The 21590-nt window shown below is 60.0% G+C and carries 20 protein-coding genes and 1 pseudogene; 11 read left to right on the top strand and 10 right to left on the bottom strand.

The features are described from left to right. Positions 1–733: polyphosphate--glucose phosphotransferase (gene ppgK / locus AC1DWA_RS30995; RefSeq protein WP_477917454.1), on the top strand; the 733-nt coding region annotated here is incomplete at its 5' end. Between the two features lie 430 nt (positions 734–1163). Here the strand turns inward: ppgK and AC1DWA_RS30990 are convergent. After that, positions 1164–1385, bottom strand: a complete 222-nt coding sequence (locus AC1DWA_RS30990; RefSeq protein WP_477847629.1) for a hypothetical protein — start codon at positions 1383–1385, stop codon at positions 1164–1166. A 53-nt stretch (positions 1386–1438) separates the two neighbouring features. Here AC1DWA_RS30990 and AC1DWA_RS30985 point away from each other — a divergent pair, with 53 nt between their 5' ends. The 7 genes from AC1DWA_RS30985 (at position 1439) to AC1DWA_RS30955 (ending at position 9804) form a co-directional block, all read left to right on the top strand. Then, the gene (locus AC1DWA_RS30985) at positions 1439–2050 is read left to right on the top strand and encodes a TetR/AcrR family transcriptional regulator (protein ID WP_477847631.1); all 612 of its coding nucleotides are present in this window, start codon (positions 1439–1441) and stop codon (positions 2048–2050) included. Between the two features lie 627 nt (positions 2051–2677). Beyond that, positions 2678–3991: a glycoside hydrolase family 1 protein gene (locus AC1DWA_RS30980; RefSeq protein ID WP_477847633.1), complete on the top strand. Its 1314-nt coding sequence runs from the start codon at positions 2678–2680 to the stop codon at positions 3989–3991. Positions 3992–4372: 381 nt separating this feature from the next. Next, the gene (locus AC1DWA_RS30975) at positions 4373–6136 is read left to right on the top strand and encodes a sulfatase (RefSeq protein WP_477847635.1); all 1764 of its coding nucleotides are present in this window, start codon (positions 4373–4375) and stop codon (positions 6134–6136) included. A 62-nt stretch (positions 6137–6198) separates the two neighbouring features. Next, on the top strand, positions 6199–7545 hold the full coding sequence (locus tag AC1DWA_RS30970; RefSeq protein ID WP_477847637.1) for an MFS transporter: 1347 nt from the start codon (positions 6199–6201) through the stop codon (positions 7543–7545). Positions 7546–7707: 162 nt separating this feature from the next. After that, positions 7708–9111, top strand: coding sequence for a M28 family peptidase (locus AC1DWA_RS30965; protein ID WP_477847639.1), 1404 nt, complete (start codon positions 7708–7710; stop codon positions 9109–9111). 24 nt (positions 9112–9135) lie between these two features. Then, the gene (locus AC1DWA_RS30960; protein ID WP_477847641.1) at positions 9136–9354 is read left to right on the top strand and encodes a hypothetical protein; all 219 of its coding nucleotides are present in this window, start codon (positions 9136–9138) and stop codon (positions 9352–9354) included. A gap of 117 nt (positions 9355–9471) precedes the next feature. Continuing rightward, a complete protein-coding gene (locus AC1DWA_RS30955) occupies positions 9472–9804 on the top strand; it encodes an ATP-binding protein (protein ID WP_477847643.1) in 333 nt (110 codons plus the stop codon). 353 nt (positions 9805–10157) lie between these two features. Here the strand turns inward: AC1DWA_RS30955 and AC1DWA_RS30950 are convergent. The 9 genes and pseudogenes from AC1DWA_RS30950 to AC1DWA_RS30910 all read right to left on the bottom strand — a co-directional run. Further along, positions 10158–10313, bottom strand: a pseudogene (locus tag AC1DWA_RS30950) (IS256 family transposase); the annotation flags it as partial. A 242-nt stretch (positions 10314–10555) separates the two neighbouring features. Further along, positions 10556–11110, bottom strand: a complete 555-nt coding sequence (locus AC1DWA_RS30945; protein ID WP_477917452.1) for a DUF305 domain-containing protein — start codon at positions 11108–11110, stop codon at positions 10556–10558. Next, positions 11107–12099 carry a Kelch repeat-containing protein gene (locus tag AC1DWA_RS30940; RefSeq protein WP_477847647.1) on the bottom strand — a complete coding sequence of 331 codons (993 nt, stop codon included), beginning with the start codon at positions 12097–12099 and terminating at the stop codon, positions 11107–11109. The genes AC1DWA_RS30945 and AC1DWA_RS30940 overlap by 4 nt, the downstream gene beginning before the upstream one ends. Before the next feature lie 43 nt (positions 12100–12142). Further along, positions 12143–12370 (bottom strand): integrase core domain-containing protein, encoded by a 228-nt coding sequence (locus AC1DWA_RS30935; protein WP_477847704.1) that lies wholly within the window; start codon positions 12368–12370, stop codon positions 12143–12145. 35 nt (positions 12371–12405) lie between these two features. After that, positions 12406–12600 carry a DDE-type integrase/transposase/recombinase gene (locus AC1DWA_RS30930; RefSeq protein ID WP_477917456.1) on the bottom strand — a complete coding sequence of 65 codons (195 nt, stop codon included), beginning with the start codon at positions 12598–12600 and terminating at the stop codon, positions 12406–12408. Positions 12601–12812: 212 nt separating this feature from the next. Further along, entirely contained in the window at positions 12813–13325 is a 513-nt protein-coding gene (locus AC1DWA_RS30925) for a transposase (protein ID WP_477847649.1), read from the bottom strand. Positions 13326–13609: 284 nt separating this feature from the next. Continuing rightward, the gene (locus tag AC1DWA_RS30920) at positions 13610–14797 is read right to left on the bottom strand and encodes an L-dopachrome tautomerase-related protein (protein WP_477847651.1); all 1188 of its coding nucleotides are present in this window, start codon (positions 14795–14797) and stop codon (positions 13610–13612) included. 168 nt (positions 14798–14965) lie between these two features. Continuing rightward, positions 14966–16273: a sensor histidine kinase gene (locus AC1DWA_RS30915; RefSeq protein WP_477917450.1), complete on the bottom strand. Its 1308-nt coding sequence runs from the start codon at positions 16271–16273 to the stop codon at positions 14966–14968. A gap of 245 nt (positions 16274–16518) precedes the next feature. Next, entirely contained in the window at positions 16519–17223 is a 705-nt protein-coding gene (locus AC1DWA_RS30910) for a response regulator transcription factor (RefSeq protein ID WP_477847700.1), read from the bottom strand. Positions 17224–17454: 231 nt separating this feature from the next. Here AC1DWA_RS30910 and AC1DWA_RS30905 point away from each other — a divergent pair, with 231 nt between their 5' ends. The 3 genes from AC1DWA_RS30905 to AC1DWA_RS30895 form a co-directional block, all read left to right on the top strand. Further along, a complete protein-coding gene (locus tag AC1DWA_RS30905; protein WP_477917448.1) occupies positions 17455–18345 on the top strand; it encodes a hypothetical protein in 891 nt (296 codons plus the stop codon). 71 nt (positions 18346–18416) lie between these two features. Then, on the top strand, positions 18417–19010 hold the full coding sequence (locus AC1DWA_RS30900) for a DUF998 domain-containing protein (RefSeq protein WP_477847657.1): 594 nt from the start codon (positions 18417–18419) through the stop codon (positions 19008–19010). A gap of 637 nt (positions 19011–19647) precedes the next feature. After that, a partial coding sequence (locus AC1DWA_RS30895) for a SulP family inorganic anion transporter (RefSeq protein WP_477917446.1) occupies positions 19648–21590 on the top strand: 1943 nt, incomplete at its 3' end.

The following is a 21590-nucleotide window of genomic DNA, read 5'->3' as shown; positions in this document are numbered from 1 at the left end:
CACAGGTTTCGGAATCGACGTCGGCGGCAGCGGCGTCAAGGGCGGCACGATCGACCTGAGCACCGGGGAAATGATCGGTGACCGCATCAAGATCCTGACCCCGCAGCCGTCCACTCCCGATGCGATCGCGGGCACTGTGGCCGAGATCGTCGAGCAAGCAAAGTGGACCGGGCCGGTCGGCATCACGTTGCCCGCTGTCGTGACCGGCGGCGTCGCGCGCAGCGCCGCGAACATCGACAAGTCCTGGATCGACACCGACGCGGCCGCGCTCTTCAGCAAGGCCCTGGGCGGGCGCGAAGTCACCGTCCTCAACGACGCCGACGCCGCCGGAATCGCCGAGGACTCGTTCGGCGCGGGCAAGGACACCTCCGGCGTCGTGATCCTCTTGACCTTCGGCACCGGAATCGGATCTGCCGTGCTGCACAACGGAGTTCTGTTGCCCAACACCGAGTTCGGCCACCTCGAAGTCGACGGCAAGGAAGCCGAGCATCGAGCGGCGTCGTCGGTGAAAGAAAAGAAGGACTGGAGCTACAAGGAGTGGGCCGTCGAGGTCTCCCGAGTTCTGACCACCTTCGAGAACCTGCTCTGGCCCGACCTCTTCATCGCCGGAGGCGGAATCAGCCGCAAGCACGAGAAGTGGATTCCGCACCTGACCAACCGCACGAAGGTCGTCCCCGCCACCCTCCTCAACACCGCGGGAATCGCCGGAGCTGCACTCACAGCGAGTCGATAGCACCTCACAGACCCTTTCCTCCGACCACTGACGTGGAGACGCCGCGCGGCACAGTGCGGTGGCCTGGACATGACCGATTACTCGCCCGTGGGGGCCGAGCAGTGCGCCCACGCACTCGATGTGCCGGAGGGCCACTGCCCGCTCTACAATTCGTATTCCTGAACTCGTTCAGCGAGAATCGTTTCGAGCCGCCGCAGGTATTCAAGTCCTCTCATTCACAGTGAGATCATATTCAGCGGCGTGGGCCGGCGTTCGAGTGCTGCACGACGCACCGTTGCCGACCTGACACGGCCCGGCCGTGAACTCGACGTCATCGCCTCAGAACTGGGGCCGCGAATGTGCCTGACACCTGGTCGCCTTAAGTCGACAAGGTGAGGTCATCTGCGTCGCTGGTATTCAGGACCGCAGGGTTTGGGTGGGCTCGAACTAATTACTGGCGGGTGCACCTTCCAGTGATCATTGTTCCAGTGTGATGGCGCGCCGCAGCTCCACTGACCACTCCGATGGCATCGTCCGGTGCTGCCACAATTCCAGCAGTCTTCGCCATGCTGACCTCTACCACGACGAAGACTGCTATTCGTCTGCTGACGTCGGCCTGCTCGAACTTGCGTGAACGGAGGTTGTGGGATTCGCCGGCCCGAATGGGATTCACTGGAACTCACTTTCCGGGAGTGGTGGGCAAGCGGTCGCGACTACCATCGATTTATGGTCAAGAGGGGTTCATACGCCAAAGGTGTCGCGACAAAGGAAGATCTGCTTGCGGCCGCCTTGGAGGTCGTCGGTCGAGTCGGCTACGGGCGCAGTTCGGTGCGGGAGATAGCCGAGGAAGTCGGAATCACGCATGCAGGACTGATGCATCACTTCGGTTCGAAGGACGTCCTGTTTCGAGAAGTGCTGAGGAAACGCGACGAGGTATCACGCGCCCGAGCGGAGCAAGCAGGTACCGAGCTCGGGACACCCGAGCAATTGACGACAGCAATTCGCTCCAACGCCGAAGTACCTGGCCTCGTCCACCTCTACGTTCGACTTTCCGGCGAGGCCAGCGAAGATGGGCACGCGGCCCATGAGTTCTTCGCAGAACGATATCGCGAGCTGAGAAGCCTTGGTACGGAACGGGTTCGCGCCTTCCAAGCCGAGGGAAAATTTCCGGCAGCCTTAGACGCTCAGCGAATTGCAACGCTCGTCCTCGCTGCCACCGATGGCCTGCAGTTGCAATGGCTCTACGAGCGTGACCTCGACATGTCGGGGCTCATTGAGTACTTGTTTGAGGCTCTCGGGTTGGTGGAAGGCGCCGGAGCAGACCCGGACGAGATCTGATTACGGCGTGAGCGGCAAATACTTGATCGTGTAATGACTACTTTGATCGGACCATGACCGCGAAGTCCGGGCCTGGCGCGCTTCGGTTTTGTCCTTGGTGGGGCGATCATGGCGGCTCTACGCGACGGTGATCCGTAGCGCTCCAACGCCGGGTTTGTGGCTATGAAAGGACTTCGAGTTCGGGTGCCGTGCGGCAACCGGAGACGCGCCGGTGCTGGGTATGCAACTTGCCATGGCCACTCGATGTCCACCGCGCTTGATTGACAGCCAGCAAATGGCATCGATCAGCGCAGTGACCAGCTCGACCGGTTTAAGGTGTGCCGGACCTTCACCGACCCTATGATTCATACCATCGCCGACGCCCGGCCCAGGTTGACCTTGGGCGATCTGGCTGACTTCGACACCCGCGCTCCGTTCGCGGCGCGCCTCTGCGTTTGTCCCGGCGCCCAGACATCGGCGGCAACCGACCCCCATTTGCCCAGACGGCGCAGTTCTCGGTCCCGATAGTGCAGAGCAATCTGACCGCTAGGGAACGTAGCCCCCTCTCGAGAAGAATTTCAGGTAATTCTCGCCGGGGCTTCCAATCAAATACTTACCGAGGTAATGTTTTCAAAATCGCCACAGATTGTGAGCAGTGACACAGGGTGGCAGCGCAAGCATGGCCGTTGGTGCCAAATCCAATCCCACCGAATAGACCGAAGGGTCAATATGCCTGACAGTTTCCAGCTTCCAGACGCCTTCCTTTGGGGCGCCTCGACCGCGGCCCATCAGATAGAAGGCATGAACGTCAACAGTGATTTTTGGACCTTTGAGCACAGCGGCTTGCTCCCGGAGCGGTTTCGGGAAATGAGCGGTGACGCGTGTGACAGCTACCACCGTTGGCGAGAAGACATGGACCTTCTGGCGGAGCTTGGGTTCACTGACTACAGGTTCAGCATCGAGTGGGCACGCATTGAACCGGCGCCTGGTGAGTTTTCCAACGCCGAGATCGCGCACTACCGGCGGATGGTGGAGGGAGCCATTGAACGAGGACTTCGCCCGATGCTGACGCTTCATCACTTCACCGTCCCACGATGGTTTGATGAGCAAGGCGGGTGGGAATCAGAGGACGCCGTCGAAATCTTTGGGCGTTTTGTCGAGGCCGCAGCCCCCATCTTTACCAGCAATGTTGACCACATTTGCACCATCAACGAACCCAATATGGTGGCGAGATTTGCCGCGGTCCGCAAGGCGGTCTTGGCGGGGAACGATTGGGAAGAATCCGGAACTGACAAATACGACGAGGCCGCAACTGTGGCCTTGATCAACGCGCACCGGCGAGCCGTTGAAGTGGTCAGACGCCTCGCACCTCACGTCAAGATCGGTTGGTCGGTTGCCATCGCCAACCACCATGCAGTCGATGGTGGTGAAGCGAAAGCGGCAGAGATTGCCTACACCTCGCGGGATGTTTTCGTCCTCGCCGCTGACGGTGACGACTGGATCGGAGTGCAGGCCTACACCCGTGTATTTGTCGGACCGGACGGGCAACTGCCCGTTCCCGAAGGTGCGCAGAAGACGCTGACAGGATGGGAGTACTACCCGCCGGCGCTCGGTGAATCGATCCGCAGCGTTGCCCGACTCGTACCCCGGACTCCCATCATCGTGACCGAGAACGGCATCGCCGAAAGCGATGATGCCGTCCGCGTCGCCTACACCTCCGGCGCCCTGGCGGGCATGCGCGATGCGTTGGCCGCCGGCATCGATATCCGCGGCTACTACCACTGGAGCGCCTTGGACAACTACGAATGGGGAAGCTTCGTCCCCACCTTCGGGTTGATTGCGGTCGATCGGAAGACCTTCGTCCGTACACCGAAGCCGTCCGCGGCATGGCTCGGCGCCGCCGGTCAGTCCCGGGCAATCGAGCTGATCTCCGATGACCTGATGTCCGAAAGCGTCGTCTAGTTTTTCACCGCGATCCAGGGCGACGACTTCGTGGCCCTAGATGACAGAGAATCCAACCTTGGCCAGTGCCTTAGCCATCCAGTCGGTGGGCCGGCCCTGCAGATCCAGCTCCGACGATCAGCGCTTGCAGCTACCGTGCGGAGCATCGGAAGGGTCGGCACAGCACAAGGCGATCATGGGGACACGCTTGTGCCAGCTCGCCCAGTTCGCGAGGGTGCCAGTCGCCGAGGAGGACTTAGGCACTCTAATGGCACTCGTTTCCGGCAGCTAGCCGACTGGGAGCCGCTACGCCACCGCCCTTCCCGACCAGGCCGGCAACCAATCGCAAGCAGCTTGGTCACTCTCCACTCCCCCGCCAGCCTCCTGCCCGAAAGGACCACAGTGAGAGCCATCATCCTCATGTTCGACAGCCTGAACAGGCACATGCTCACCCCATATGCGGACACCATTATTGAAGCACCGAACTTCGCGCGCCTCGCCGCACAATCGGTGACGTTTGAGAATTTCTACGCCGGTTCCATGCCGTGCATGCCGGCCCGGCGCGAAATGCATACCGGGCGTTACAACTTCCTACACCGCGGCTGGGGCCCTCTCGAACCTTTTGATGACTCGATGCCGGAAATGCTAGGCAAGGCCGGAATTCACACGCACCTTGTTTCCGACCACCCCCACTACTGGGAAGACGGTGGGGCCACCTACCATCCCCGCTACACCACGTGGGAGTTCTTTCGCGGCCAGGAAGGCGACCCGTGGAAGGGCGTCGTCGATCCAAAGCCGGGCCCCCCCAAAGGGCGTCCTGGAATGAAACGCCAGGATGCCATCAACCGCAGCTACATGCCCACGGAAGCGGAGCACTCACAAACACTCACAGTGGATGCAGGGCTGCACTTCATTGACACCAACCAGGCGGCCGATCAGTGGATGCTACAAATCGAACTTTTCGATCCGCATGAGCCCTTCTTCACCCATGACGCATACAAGGCCATGTATCCGCACGACTACGTCGGCCCCGAGTTCGACTGGCCTGACTATGCAAAAGTTAGCGAACCCCTCGAGCAGGTGGAGCATGCACGCTACGAATACGCTGCGCTCGTATCCATGTGTGACAAGTCGCTGGGCAGGGTCCTCGATGCCATGGACAAACACGACATGTGGAAAGACACGCTGCTGCTGGTCAACACCGACCATGGCTTCCTGCTCGGTGAGCACGGCTGGTGGGCCAAGTCCGTCCAGCCCTGGTTCAACGAACTGGTCCATCTGCCCATGTTCCTATGGGACCCGCGCACCCGGGGGAAAGACTGCAGGCGCGGCGCTCTGGTCCAGACCATAGACATCGCCCCAACCATGCTCCGGCACTTCGGCATTGAGCCGACTCCCGACATGCAGGGCAAGGACCTCGCTGCCGTCCTCGACGACGACAGCCCTCTGCGCGACGCCGCCCTCTTCGGCATCCATGGAGGACACGTCAACGTCACCGACGGCCGATACGTCTACATGCGCGCTGCCGCAGCACCGTCCAATGGGCCCCTGGAGGACTACACCCTCATGCCCACCCACATGCGCTCCCGTTTCGCGGTCTCCGAACTCGTTGACTGGCAAGCCGCCGAACCGTTCACGTTCACCAAAAATCTGCGCACACTCCGCATCCAGACATCCTCGATCTTGAGCTCATGGCCCCACGGAACATTGCTGTTCGACCTCCACACAGACCCCGGACAGAACAATCCCGTCCTCGACGAGGATATTGAACTGCGGATGGTGGAGCTGCTGGTGCGGCTCATGCACGAGAGCGACGCGCCCCAAAGCCAGTTCGCCAGACTGGGCCTGCCGTTCGACGCCACCCCCCGCAAAGAACACTTGCTAGCAATGGAACAGGGAGACCGCGCCAGCGCTGCCCTGGTTCCCTTGCCGCCATTGGCAGACTTCCACGAGCACGGCGCCGCCTTGACAGTTCCTCTTCTGGCACTGCTTCAGGACCAACGCTCCCGTGCCGTGCTCCAAGAACATCTGCCCCATCTGGTCCGGACGGAGCTGGTCAACATCCCCACCCAACTTAGCTTGTACGACTTGGCCAAGGTCAGCCCTGTCCCGTTGCCCGCCCTAGCCCGCCTGGCCGAAGAACTCGGCCCGGCACCCTTGCCATAGCAAGATCGCCTCCGCCCCATACATATTCGCCAACGGCCTGCCAACGAAGACGGAAAACTCGCATGGACATTGAAACCAGCAGCCCCACCAAAGTTGAAGGATCCACGCAGGCACGACCCGTGCCCCACCGATGGCAGAACCTTGCCACACTCACCGGAATCACGGTCGTAGACAACACTGAACATGGCCTGAGCACGACGCTTTTCCCGAGCATCGCCGCCGCCCTCCACCTGCAAAGCAGCCATTTGGGCGTCCTCGCTGCCATCGGAAAATTTGTTGCCGTCCCCGCCGGGCCGGCCTGGGCATGGCTGGCCGGGCGCATCGGACGCCGAGAAACCCTGGTCACGACCAGTATTGTCGGCGGCATCTTCGGCATAGCGGCAGGCTTCTCCCAGGACTTCACTCAGCTGCTGATTTTCAACGCGCTCATGTCAGCGGCGCTCATTGGCGGGGGGCCCATCGCCATGGCCATCCTCGCCGACTCCTTTGAGGACTCCCAGCGGAGCAAGGCAGCTGGATACTTCTACGGATTTGTGAGCCTGATCAGCGCCTTCCTGGGCCCGCTCATAGCGATGTTCACCGGACTCACCGACGGTTGGCGCTATGGCATGTGGTCCATCGGTGTTATTTGTATTCTTGCTGCCCTTCCGGTCGCGTTCCTGCTGAAGGATCCTGGCGTCGGGGCATCGGAAAGCCAGCTCGCGGACCTGCCCGGCCGCGACCGCGTCATGCCCAAGGTCACCGTCCAGTCGGTGCTTTCACTTTTCCGGATCCCTTCGTTCTCCATCATGATGATCTCCCGGCTCCTCTCCGGCCACTTGCTGATCGCCGTCTTCGGCATTCAATTCCTGGTCACAGAGCGCGGTTTTACGAATGCTGTCGCAGCAACGGTCCTGCTGCCATTCGGAGTCGGCTATTTCGCCGGAACGGTTGGAGGCGGGCTGCTCATATCCCGTCTCGACAAGGTACTGCCCCACACGGGCCGGGTTGCCTATCTACAGGGAGCCCAGATCCTCTTCGCCATTGTCGCGTTCTTCACGACCCAGATCCGCTACGAAGGCATTGCGGTGTACGCAATCTTCATGGTGTTACTGGGTTTTTGCCAGGGCGCCAACCCGCCGGCGAACCGGCCCATTGTCGCCGCCGTGGTTCCGCCGGAATTACGAAACCAGGCCTTCGCCATTTTCCTCAACGTTTTCGAGACCATCGGATGGGTCACCTTCTCACTCGGCGCCGGAATTCTTGCCGCCACCCTTGGTATCCAGACGGTCTTCTTCTGGGTCTTGGTAGTCCTCATGCTTATCAATGCCGCCGTGCTTTCCAGCCTCTACTTCTGCTACCCCCGCGACGTGGCCAGAAATACAGAAACACTGGAGCAACGCAGGCGGGATGCCCTCCAAGAGAACTAGCGGGACTCTTGATGTCCTGTAGGAGACGGTGCCGTAGTCGGAAGGATTTCCGGACCCTGCTCTGATGTGGCCAGAGGAACGGCTTCCAGCCTGATGGACACTGCCGATCAAAATGACTTTCGGCCGCCCACGCAACAACTCGTCGTATGTAAGGGAAACAGGATGAACGGCAACAAACAGGGATACGATCCGCTTAGCGAGCAGTCGCTGATAGCCGATGTTCACACCATTACCGGGTTCGGATGGAGGAGGAACGGTTCGGCCGCCGCGGAACGCACCGCTTCGTTCTTCCGGGAGCAGTTCGAACTGCACGGCCTCGAAACGACGGTCGAAAGTTGGCCCTTCAATCTCTACTACCCGCAGGAGTGGTCGCTGACTGCCCACCCCCTGTCTGGACCCAGTGACGAGGCGCCGTGGCAGGCAAACTCCATTCCCATCTGGTACTCCGCTCCGGGCACCGTCAGCGGCGAAGCCGTCTACATCGACGCTCGCACGGGAAACCCGGATCTGGCCGACATCGACATCGCGGGCAAGGTCCTCCTCGTCGACGTCAGTTACATCGGCAACTTCTCCGCCACCGACGGCAGCTCGGTGAGCGACGCCGGACTGTACAACGCCGCCGTCAACAAGGGAGCTGCGGGATACGTCCGGCGTGCCGGGGCGCCCGGCAACTCCGTAATGCTCATGCACTTCGCACAAAACTTCCCCACGCACAAAAGGGCCGCGCAACTCGGAAGTATTCCCGCTTTCACCGTCGGGCAAATGGATTTCGACCGCCTTGCGGACGCGGCCAACGCCGGGCTCGAGATCGAGCTCAGCAACGTGCTCTCCGACGTGCCCAAGGGAGGGGAGCTCGTCGTGACGGGTGGTTCGCTCGGCCCCGGCGAGCACCGGCTGCGCGCCATCGTCGATGACGTCGTCGGAATATTACCCGGCCTGTCAGACGAAGTAGTCATCGTCGCTGCACACTACGACAGCACTTTCGACGGCGCCGTCGACAACGCTACAGGCGACGCGGTCCTCCTCGGGCTCATGCGTCACTACACGGCCCTGCCGGTCGAGAAGCGTGCCAAGACGATGGTCTTCCTCGCCAGCGGCGCACACGACACTGGCGACTTCGACCTCTACCACTTCGTGGAGAAACACCAGAAGGACCTCCTACTACGAACTGTCGCGTTCAACTGGCTCGACCATATGGCCGCCGACGTCGATCAGGCAGCACCCGGCAACACCGTAGTCCATGGAGTGATCGCCGCAGAGAACGAGTTGCTGCGATCGCACATCACGGAGCACATGGCGGCTTTCGGCGTCCCAACCGAGCCTGTCCTGGGGCCAGCGTCCACCATCAGCCACCTACCACCTCACGTGCCGAGCTACAACGTGACATTGGCCCCGTCCTGGTATCACTCTCCCGAAGACACCGTCGAAAAGGTGCCCCGCCACGCACTTGCCGCCATGGCAGCTGCGCAACGGTCCCTGCTCGATACTCTAATGAGCGCGAAAGGCTCCGACCTCCGCGCGGCGAACCCCTTAGCCACGGCGATTGCCGGTGCCGCGAGCAACTGATCGAAAAGCTCACCGGGAGCGTTGGTGGTCGCCGCGACCGAACTTCTCGTGTCCGCGGAATACCGGGATTTCGGAATCCGTGAGATCTGCGAAGAGGCGTCATTGTCGCGGACGGCATTCGACGCATGCTTCGAAGACAAGAACGTCTGCATCGTCGCCACATACCAGCGGTTCTGCGCACCGCGTCGCTGGTCGCCGGCTTCTACGCTGACCACTCGTCCTGGCGACACACATCCGGACTAATGGCCTGCCACGTCCGCACATTCACCCCGGTGACATCACCGGCGCAAGCACCACACACCGAGGCCTCCGCCGCACCTTCCCCGCCTCCGCGGACCAATTGCGCTACTCCGCGCGGTAGTGCGGGCAGCAGCCGACCACCACGGCCTGACCATGGAGGCACTGGCCGACCTCGTCCTCGCCGACGAAGCCGCCACCACCTCGATCAACCACGCCCGCCGCTCCAGCACCCTGGTACGTGCATTCGACGCCCTCACCGACCTCAGCGTCCCGCGGGTGGTGCTGACCGCAACAACCTCGTCCCCCATCGATGCCAGTACGTCCTCGTTCGGTTGGCTCGTCCTGAAGAAACTCGTCCATCACGTCGTACTCGAACAAACACCCGCGGCAACAACCGAAGGCGACCGGAATGCGACGATCACCTTGAAGAATGCCCTCCCGGCACGCGCATGACCGCCACCCCGGGCAAGGACAACGCCTACACACCTCACCGTCCTCTTCGCGGAAATGAGTACGCTGCCCGAGGACCATCCCGAACGCGAACGCGTCCGCACACAGATCATCGAATCGTGCCTGCCGATCGCCGAAAACATCGCCGCCCGATAACGCGGCCGCGGGCAAACCCGCGACGACCTCGTCCAGGTCGCCCGCCTCGGCCTGGTCAGCGTCGCCAACCGCTTCGACCTCGACACTCGAAGATCACAATCATTCCGCCAGCGTCAGTGGCTACAAACACCTGACGCGCTGACTCTGCTGACTAGCCTCCGTGCCAACGAGCCACCTGAATCGCACAGGCGAGTCCGGAGCGATTCAAGGACGGTTTTGGTGAACTGTTTGAGCAAGCCGCCCGGCCCGGTCAACGACAGGCCCTGTTCCTTGTCAAGTCGCACCAGTTCCGTGGCCGCCGCGGCTTCCGCGGAGGGCTCGGACCTCTTCTTCGTCACGTCTTCCAGTGTCGTCATCTCAGCACGTCCTCGCTGCGCATTCACTCAGCTTCTCGGGCCGAAACACCGATTTAGAGACAGTCCCTGTGTCTGTGTCTCACCCGATGATCGGCGAACCGGTTTGACGCATTTTGATTCCTGAAGTGCTGGTTTTGCGATCAGGCTGACCGAGGGACTGTGGGTGGGCTGCAAAGCGGGACGGAGGGTACACGTTCGGTGCTCGTCAGTGGGCTGCCCTGCGGGGCGCGGTGTGTTCGGGTCTATTCGTGTGGCGCAGACAGGAGCGCATCGAGATGGGCGATTTCGAGTTGTTGGTTCAGTCGGGTGCTGGTGGCGAAGATAATGGTGCTGGGTAGTTGGGCGTTTAGTTCGGCTGCTTCGGCCATCAAGACGCCTGCAAGGTGGTGGGTGCGCATGAGATTGAGGAATTGTCTCTCCGAGTCGGCGGGGGGGAGAGTTCTGAGTTGTTGTACGTCGTCGTCGGATGCCATTCCTGGCATCTGGTGGTGTGTGGAGAGGGGTCGGGTGTCTCGGTTCCACAGCAGAAGCCAGCCTTGCAGGATGCCGATTTCTTGTTGCTGTGACAGTGCGATTGTTTGAGCGAGCGATCGCACCTGTCCCGGGGGTGCTACCTCGAGCATGATCATCGACATCAACACGGCTTGAGCGTGGTGTTGTGACATGTCCTGCGCGAAGGAGACATCTTCGACTCCCGGAGTTGGTGGAGCGGAGCCGACCGAGCTATGGGATCCCATGACGAAGCTGATCGTTACGCATCCGAGTGCGACCAGGGCAGCGAGGACTAATCTTTTCACGGGAGATAGATCTGGACGTCGGCTGCCGGCCCGTAAATTCCGATGAACGCTCCACCTGCGAGGTAGATGGCACCATTTTGGGTGGCTGCCTGAATTCCGTGGCGTGCCAGAGGCATGTCGGTCAGATCCGACCAGCTCGAACTTATGGTGTCGAACACCGCAGCGTCGTTGAAGGAAATTCCGGGGCCTTCGCCCCCGAATGCATATATTTTGGACCCGATTGCTACGACGCCGAGGCCACCGCGGCCATGTGTGATGTCTGTAGTCGACTCCTCCCAGATTCCGGTCTGGAGGTTGAAAACGTCGGTGGGCGTTACATAGTTGGTCGGTAGTAGGTTTCTCCCTCCCACTGCATAAAGTTTTCCGTCGACGACGGCGGCCCCCAAGTGTTCGCGGGCGTGTGGCATGTCCGGCAACGAGGACCAACTGTTCGATGTTGGATCGAAGACGTCGAATTGTCTTTCGCCGAAGTTGAGGATTTTCGCACCGCCTGCGACGTAAATCTTGCCATCGTATTCGGCTGCGCCTGTTGCGCCGCGTATCCGACCGGGGGGCATGGGTGCCAACTCGGTAAAGACGTCGGTTTCGGGATCGTACTGCCAGGTACGCCCGTTGGCGATCAGCGCGGGACCTTCTTCGCCTCCCAGATAGATGATCTTGCCGTCGATGGCGAAGGCTTGCAGGTGATGCGAGGCAACCGGGAGGTCGGCGAGCGTCTCCCATTGCTGAGTTCGAAAGCTGTAGCGGAGGTGCTTACGACTGAAAATTTGATCGTGGAAGGGCAGCCCTAAACCCCCTGCGACGTACAGATAGTCGTCGAGCGCGGTTGAGGCGACTTCTTGTAGCGCATAAGGCATTGCAGTAGTGCTGGACCACCGATCGATGCTGGGACTGGTGGTAGGAGGAGTGCTGGCAGACGCGGTGGAGATGCTCGTCAGTGTGGTGGAAGCGGTGAGGCTTGCAGCTATGACGATGTGTGTGAGTTTCATACGCATTCACTTTCTGAGGTTCACCCCGAAAAGTGGACAGTGGTTACGCGGCCATTGTGGGCGCGGTCAGTGACTGTTCGTAAAGGGTGGGGCTGAGCATCCCGATCGCGGGAAGCTTACGGCGAGCGTTGTTGAATCTCATCCAGTTGTCAACTGCAGCAACCAAATCAGCGGCGTACGTGAATGTGCGGCGGTAGTAGTATTCGTGTTTGAACGTCGACCACTGAATCTCCGCGCCGGCGTTGTCCCAGCACATCCCGGCATCTCCCATCGAACGCCGCAACCCATACTGCTCGCATGCCTGCTTCAGGATCTCCGCGTGTATTGAGTTCCTCTGTYCGAGTGCATGATTGTGCCGGCGACATCCCCGCCGCGAGCTGCTACAGCCATATCCGACGCTTCGATGACCAGTTTGGTGCGCACGTGATCCGCAACCGACCATCCCAGAACCCTTTTCGAGTGCCCATCCTTGATTCCTACACAGGTACATGTCGCCGTCACCGCAGGTTAGATAGGTGATGTCAGATTTCCAGACCCCATCGAGGCGCCCCTGATCGAAGCGTCGTTGCACCAGATCATCAGGAAAGGACGCAAATGGGTCGACGACGGTGGTACTGACCTTGAACGTGCGCGGACTGATCCCGACGACACCGAGTGATCGCATGATCTTCGCAACTGTATTCTCGGTGATCACTTCGCCGCGGTCGTGGAGCTCAGCGGTGATCCGCGGCGCCCCGTAGACGCCTTCGACTCCTGATGGATCTCCACTTCCAGATCTCCTCGGCGTTGCTTCCGTCCCCCAATCGAGTTGCCACACTGCGACCTTGGTGTTGGAGAAGCCGGAGATCGACACCTCGAGTAGACGTGCCATCGAAGTGAACGGCGGAGTTCGCACACTCCACGGCCGTCAACGCGAAGATCTCCACTTTCGCTGATTGGCTGCGAAATACGCGGACGCTTTTTAGGAATGCGAGGTTTTTCTCCTGCACGGTGACCTGCTTGCGTAGGCGGGCGAGTTCGGCACGTTCGGCGGCGGTGAGCGGTTGATCACCGAACACTGTGGCGGCCTCCATGTGTCGTCGTTCGTCAGCGATCCACCGGCCGAGGAATGCTTCGTTGATTCCCAGCTCGCGGGCGACCTCGACGATAGTGCGGCCGGAATCGATCCCCCTGTGGGCAGCCTCGACCTTGTCCTCGGTCGTGAACAACCTGCGCGTGCGGGACATGAGGACATCCTCCCAGCGGGACCCTCAGTCCCTCTATCTCGATGCCCACCATCCAGGGTGAACCTCACATAGACAATCGGCTGCGCGTGCGGTCTGGTTGCCACACAACGAGAAAATCTCCGCGATGCATTCGGCCAGCTCGGGGCACTGTGCCGTGGAGCCGGACTCGCAATTCATGACGGTGAAGTTGGCCTTCTCCCATAGAAACATCCTGCGAGGCCTAAACCCAGGTACAAGGTGTCCACCAAACGTGACCCCATCGATCCAAAGGCTGATGGTAGAAATCAGCGCCTGGCTGGCAAGGCATCGATTCGCAATCGCATCACCTGGTATGACTGCGTACGCCTATCGACACCATTATTGAATCCAGGTTGGCGGTTGATTTGGTTCACGGTGAAGTACAGATAGCCGTCGTAACCGAGCGTGAAAGTATCGGTGAACTTCAGTTGATCGCTCGCCGCGATAGTCTCGATGCGGCCGTCAGGGTTCCGGCGGACTATGGCTTGTCTTTCCAGATCGCCGGCATAGACGTTTCCTTGTGCGTCACTCTCCAAACCATCCGACATCCCTTTGACCCCAAGATCTGTCACAAGTCCTGAAAGGACCTGTTCGGACAGGCCCGGATCCCGCAACGCTGCGGTCGGGACCGAATACAGGTTCAGTGATGCAAATGGGCAGTAGTAGAGCAGGGAACCGTCCGGGCTCAGAGCGATGCCGTCTGCTCCATAAGTTGTCGGTGTCGGCGGTGTGGTCGTGGTGTTCTCGAATCGTTTTCCTTCGATCGTGGGAAAGAATCCGGGGGTTGGTGCTGTAGATCGATCCCCGTCGAGGCGACGGAGTTGCTGTCCGCTCGCGATGTCCACAACGATCAGCGCGCTCGACCCTGTCGGACTGGCGTCCGTAACGTAGATCGTGCCTTGTTCGCCCTGTTTCCGGTCGATCCGTATATCGTTCACGGAGCTCATTGGCCCGGCGATGCTGCTCTCGAAAGGAATGGTGCGAATCACCTGATCAGTTCCCAGATCAACTTCCACCAACTTGGGCCCGCCCGGCGGAGCGGCCTCCGAGAGTGCCCTGCCGGTATCCAGGACCCACAGGTGATCAATGGAATCGATTACCACGCTCTGCACGCTGAGGAATCTGTGCTCCGGATCAGATGGATCAAAATTGTTCCAAACTGAGTCCGCAGGGTAAGCGACCACCTTGCCATCGACGACTTCGGCCACTGATTCGTGCACGTCATCACCCCATCGGGGAAAGTTGACGAACATCCGACCATGACGCGAGATCGTGACGCCTGTGGGCATCGGGCCTGGAATGTCCGCCACTAGCTCTAGATCGCGATCACCGTGCGGCGAGATTGAGCTCATATGATCACCTGTAGCGGGCAGCCCCCGGCCGCAGCCAACTAGCAATCCAACGGATGCCGCAACTGCACCAGACACAACTGCCGCTTTGCCGAACAAATGCATACCTTCTCCTGCCCATCTGTATCTATTTGTAAGTACCTCTGTGGTCGACTCCGTCTGATGGACACCGGGTTAAGCAGCGTCCTAGGGTTCGAACGCGTTTCGAACATTATCCAGACTGATCTTTGGCCGAGGGACGCAGCATCATTCGATCTCTGGCGCTATCTGCAGTTAACCCATCGCACTCGACGTTGGTTGGCACTGATCAGAGGGGGCAGTCGCACCCAAGACGTCGATTGCGGGGAGTCGAACGCGGAAAGTCTTCCCTTCCATCGTCGATTCGACACTCACTTCTCCGCCGTGAGCATCGACTATCGACGACACAATCGCCAGGCCCAAACCCGTACTGTCGGTCTCCCTCGAACGTGCTTTGTCGCCCCGGACGAATCGCTGAAACATTGTGTCCAGTAGATCCGGTGCGATACGAGGTCCGTCGTCGCCAATCGCCAAATCAGCTGCTACCGCGCCGTACTTGTCCGTGATAGTTGTCAACGTAGCGATGACAGTTGTGCCGGGCGGCGTGTGAACCCGTGCATTCGACAGAAGGTTCGCTATGAGTTGATGCAACCGTTCGCTGTCACCGCTCACCACAACCGCGGGTTCCGGAACGTGGACCACCCAACGATGTGAAGGCCCCGAGACTCGGGCATCGTTCACTGCATTGACCAGCAGATCGGTGAAGTCGACCATAGTGGTGTGCAGGTCTTGTCCCTCGTCCAGTCGGGCAAGTAACAATAACCCGGCAACAAGCGCGCTCATACGCTTCGATTCCGCCTCGATCCGCGCTAAGGCGTATTCGGTCATCTCGGGAAGATTGTCACTATCCTGTCGGGTCAATTCTGCGTAGCCCTGGATAGCTGCCAACGGCGTTCGTAGCTCGTGGCTCGCATCTGTGACAAATTGTCTCATTCTCCGATCCGTAGCCGCTCGGACTGCGAGGGCATCGCCGACGTGGCTCAGCAGGTGATTCAGCGCCTCTCCGACCTTCCCAACTTCGGTCCGACGGTCGGTGTCGGACTCGGCAACTCGCACATTCAGTACGACATCACCGGCGCCGAGAGGAAGAGCGGTGACTTTCTTCGCAGTGGCGACCACACGGGACAACGACTTGAAGGCAAAACGGACTACAAGCACCGTGCTGATCACCGTAGTGATGAGAGCAGCAAGCGCGAGAATCAACACCACCATCGATTCTCGGACAACAGCATCATTCGCAGCAGACATTGAAAGTCCGGTGACGAGCGTCTGATTTTCGTTGTGTGTGAGGCTTTCCACCCGCATACTGCCAAGACCCTCAATGTCGGCATTCTGCCTCTGGCCACTTGTCAATGCACTGGTCTCGATCTGCCTTACTGCATCGGAATTCAGCGACACAGGTTCGGAATCCGAGAACACCGCAGAATCCGTGACCACTCCGCTATCGATGAGAACGATCACTGTGCCCGGCGCCTGGCCACCGAACTCGGTCAGAGGCTTCACATATTTTGGGTCGCTACCAGGCTTTGCACCTTCACTTCCATTGCGGTACTTATCCACCGAATGACTAAATGCGGCCATCGACCCGGCCAGTTGTTTGTCGACGACGGTTGTCACCGAAGCACGTAGCGTGACCACGCAAACTACACCGACCACCAAGAGCACAACTGCCATCACCGTTGTCATGGCGACAACCAGTTTCCGTTGCAGACTCCACGGACCTCGACCGATAAGACGTCCTGGCCATGTCATTGCGCGGGCCTGAGGACATATCCGATGCCACGCACGGTATGAAGCATCGGCTCTCGACCTGCATCAATTTTTCGTCTCAGATATGAGACATACAGGTCGACGATGCTGGCTTTGCCTGCAAAATCGTAGTTCCACACACGGTCGAGGATCTGCGCTCGACTCAGCGCAAGCTTTGGATTGTGCATGAAGTAGCGAAGCAATTCGAATTCGGTGGCGGTCAACGAAATCGTCTCACCATTACGCTTGACCTCGTAGCTGCTCTCGTCGAGGGACAGATCCCCTACTGTCAGTACTGCATCGATTTCCGAGATGAAATCAGAGGCTCGTCGAAGCAGTCCCCTCAGTCGTGCTACCAACTCTTCCAGGCTGAAGGGCTTTGTCATGTAGTCGTCACCGCCAGTAGTAAGGCCGACTACGCGGTCGTCAACTGAATCTCGCGCGGTGAGAAACAGGACCGGTACACCCCGTCGTGTACTTCGAATCTGGTGGAGCACACTCAACCCGTCGATGTCGGGCAGCATGATATCCAATACCACCACATCGAATTGCTGATCACGAAATTTCTTCAGCGCAGCCGATCCGTCGTGCGCGACGTCAACAGTCCACCCTTCGTACCCCAGTGCAAGGCTCACCAGATCAGTGAGGGCAGGCTCGTCGTCGACGAGCAGCACACGAATCGGCGATCCGTCCCGTCGGTACATTCGGGGTAGCTGAGCCAGGACCGCGCGGCGAGGCCCGGAGTCGGCGAGATGGACACCGGATTGAGTGGATGGCACTCCCCCATCATTCCTTACCTGACCGGCTGGAAGAATACGTACGCGAACCTCATATGAAGTTCATATTTTTACACATGGAACGCATGAAATGGCTCCCTACAGTCATGCAACATGCGCGATGAGAAAAGACCTTCCGGATTCCCGATAGGGTGTCGCATGACTATCGGTGCCTGCGTTCTGGTGCTGACATTTTCCGTCGTCGCGCCGAACGTGATTCCCAAGTTGCCGACCCGGTCAGCCTCGGTGTCCAGCCTCACACCAACCCAGCCTGGCATAGTCCCTGACTTGATGCTTGGCGAACGACTGACGCGAGCGACAGATCTCGCGCAGGCGAGGGGCGCCGAAATCTCAATTGCAATCTTTGATCGTTCCACCGGGGTCCACGTATCGAACGGAAACACGACATCGATCGAAACTGCCTCGGTATCAAAGCTATTCATCGCGGACGATATCCTCCTCAGGGAGTCCGAGGGCGCCCTCACTCTCACGGCGAGAGATCGCGCACTCATCGACTCCATGCTGCGTTCGTCAGACGACTCGGCGGCAGAGGAGTTGTGGATGCGATTCGGACGCACCGAGATAATTGACGCTGTCACGTCGCGGTATCAGCTCTCGTCGACCTCGATCAAGTCAGGCGCCGACTGGTGGCAAACAAGGACCACGATGTCCGATGTCGTCTTGTACTACTCGCGGTTTCTCGACGGTAGCGGTGGACTACCCGCGGACCGAACCTCGACCATTCTTCACGGCATCGGCGATTTCACGGATACCGGGACCGATGGCTACTACCAAAGATTCGGAATTCCGGACGCCCTGGGCAACGAAGGGGAAATGGCCGTCAAACAGGGGTGGATGTGTTGCATCGCCGGCAACTGGGTTCACCTCTCCACCGGGGTCGTCGGTGACGACCACCGCTACGTAGTGGCTTTGAGTTCGCGCGAAACAATCGACACCTACGGAGCCGGCCAGATCGGCGCCGCGCATGCCCGTCAAACGATTACGAACGCAACAGCATTACTGTTCCCAAGAGGGCGGGTCGAACTGTGACACGCTCAACTGTACGAAAACTGATCCCGCCGAGACCGATACCTCGAATCACGGCGTCCGGGTTCTATACCGTGAACGCCTCCATCGCATTGTTCCTACTACTCGACGCGCATGCGATCGTGACAACCGGTAGCAAGCTCGAATCAACCATCAGCGCATACGGTCTCGGCGGCAGTCGCTGGATCTTCATCACTGCAGTACTACTTCTCGCTGCCGGATCGGCAGGATTCCTCGTCGCACTCATCGGCCGACAGCTCACTTCGTGGAGATCGAGCGCGGCTTTCGCAATGACGCTGTGGGTCGTCGGACTGGTGGGGCTCGCAGTATTTCCCAAGCAAGACTGGACTCAACCGGTGAGCATCAGCGGGAGCATTCACGGGGCGGCCACTGCGTCAGCCTTCTTCAGCCTTCCGATCGCAGCGATACTTCTTGCGCGACCTTGGCTTCGGGATCGAAACCATGCATTGCACGCCCGCAGAACACTGACCGCGGGAGTGTTGGCTATCACCAGCTTTACACCCCTCCTCTACGCGATCGGAGTCAGTGTGGTGACCGGGACCAACTGGTGGGACGTCATGACGCTCGGCTACACAGAACGCCTGATCGCCGCTGCTGAAGCAGCGACATTGATTGTGATCGGCACATGGTCGCTCGCAAGGACATAGAGGGACAAATGACGAACCCACCGCAGATCACTCGAAAAGACGTCATCATCTTCGCGATTGTCATCGTGATCATCAGTATTGCAACATATTTGGAAGCACGACCGCTCTGAGAGTAGCTTGGATATACGCTCGGGACTCAAAGCCTCGAGCACATGGGTTAGCGAGCCACGCATCCACCATTGACCACAGCAGGGGCGAGAAAGAGCTCGATGCCCAGACCGTAGTGCACCGCTTCAAATAGCCTTGGTAGCGACGGTCCACAACCAGTCCACCCAACATGATTGAAAGTGCACCCGTCGCATCATGATTGAAAGTGCACCCGTCGCATCGAACAGCTCAGCATCTCGCTCGCGCTGGATACTGTCGTGCGTTGTCAGCCAGTCGTTCTCGATGATACTCAGGCGAAGATCAGTGTAAATGCTTGCGGTTTAAAGCAATTCGATCGCGCCTATGGACCGACGTTCAGGTTCGAGTCACAGTGCCGGGCGGCGGTGACGTCGACCACCTCTGGGTTCGCATCTAAGGGAACAGTAAGGAATCGCGGTTACCATGGTCACAGACGATCGGCGATACCGATCGCCGATTCGCTTCGAACATCTTACCCAGCAGCCGGATCCGGGGTCCGGCGAGGAGATCTATGTCGACGCAGTCCGTAGTGCACGCACAATCATCCGCAGACGAAGCCGTCGTGGGGGATTCGTCTCCGCCGGGTGGTGGAAGCCGGCGTTATCTCGAGCAACTGATCAGATACGACGTGCCGGCGTCGCTGGTCGTCTTCCTGGTGGCGCTTCCCTTGTCCTTGGGAATTGCKATCGCCTCCGGGGCRCCGATCATGGCAGGTCTGATCGCCGCCATCGTCGGCGGAGTAGTGGCCGGAGCGGTGGGAGGTTCACCGCTGCAAGTCAGTGGTCCCGCAGCCGGYCTGACCGTGGTGGTCGCCGAACTGATCGGCAAGTTCGGGTGGAARGTCACCTGCCTGATCACCGTCGGCGCCGGAATTYTGCAGATCGTGTTCGGGCTCAGCCGAATTGCCCGTGCGGCACTGGCTATTGCGCCGGTGGTGGTGCATGCGATGCTCGCCGGTATCGGCATCACCATTGCGCTACAACAGGTTCACGTGTTGTTGGGCGGRAGCTCGGCCAGTTCGGCGCTGGACAATCTACGGCAGTTGCCCGCACAGATCGGTGCCCTGCACGTCGAGGACTTGATGATCGGACTCGTTGTCATCGCCACTCTTCTCGGGTGGCGCTATCTCCCCGCGGGCGTCCGGAAGGTGCCKGCGGCATTGGTCGGCATCGTATTGGCAACTCTCGCTTCGCTCCTGCTGCCGATCGACGTCGAACGTATTGCTCTCGACGGATCTTTGTTGGACTCGATCGGACTTCCCGCTCTGCCGGACGGCCAGTGGCTCGGCGTCGCAACCGGMATCCTGACCATCGCMCTGATCGCCAGCGTCGAGAGTCTGCTCTCGGCCGTGGCTGTGGACAAGATGCACTCGGGCCCGCGCTCGAACTTCGATCGCGAGATGCTCGGCCAAGGTACTGCGAACATGGTGTCCGGGGCGATCGGCGGCCTGCCCGTCACGGGTGTGATCGTACGCAGCGCCACCAATGTCGAAGCCGGGGCGAAATCCCGTGCGTCGTCGATCATGCACGGCCTGTGGATCCTGCTGTTCTCGGCCGCGCTGGCCGGGTTGGTGCAGCAGATTCCGAAGTCTGCGCTTGCCGGACTGTTGATCGTCATCGGCATTCAACTGGTCAAGCTGGCGCACATTCGGTTGGCGCGACGCACCGGTGATCTGTGGGTGTACGGCATCACGGTGGTCGGCGTCGTGTTCTTGAACCTGCTCGAGGGCGTGCTGATCGGATTGGCGTTGGCGATCGCTCTCCTGGTGTGGCGGGTCATCCGCGCGTCGGTCACGGCAGAAGAGTTGGGTGACAAGGATTCCGGGAAGTGGCGGGTGCTGGTCGAAGGGTCGTGCACCTTCCTGGTGCTGCCCAAGCTCACCTCGGTACTCGCCGGCATCCCGCCGCGGTCCGACGTCACCGTCGAGTTGTCCGTCGACTTCCTCGACCATGCCGTCTTCGACGTCATCGAAGAGTGGGCGAGGCAGTACGAGTTGGCAGGTGGTTCGGTGATCATCGACGAAGTYGGCTCGGTGAGTATGGAGAGCGCGACCACCGGTCCGCCGAAGCGCGGCGCCGCAGTCACCGACCTGCGCGGATTGCTCGCTCCGTGGGGTAGTTGGCAACCACAGGCTTCGGGAAGGAATCTGAGCAGCCCGCCAGCSTTGCGACCCATTCTCGACGGGGTGTCCAACTATCATCGCCATCGCGCCGAAGCGATACGGCCGCACATGGATCAGTTGCGCGACGGMCAGAATCCCGACTCYCTTTTCCTCACCTGCGCAGATTCGCGAGTGGTGCCGAACATCATCACGAGCAGTGGCCCAGGTGACCTGTTCACTGTGCGCAACGTCGGAAACTTGGTTCCTGCCGGCGGCCGCGATACGTCGGTGGAAGCGGCACTGGCCTTCGGGATCGACGAGTTGGGTGTCAGTTCGGTGATCGTGTGCGGACA

The organism is Rhodococcus sp. P4_F3_2 (assembly GCF_056401335.1).
This window is presented reverse-complemented; position numbering and strand designations above follow the sequence as displayed.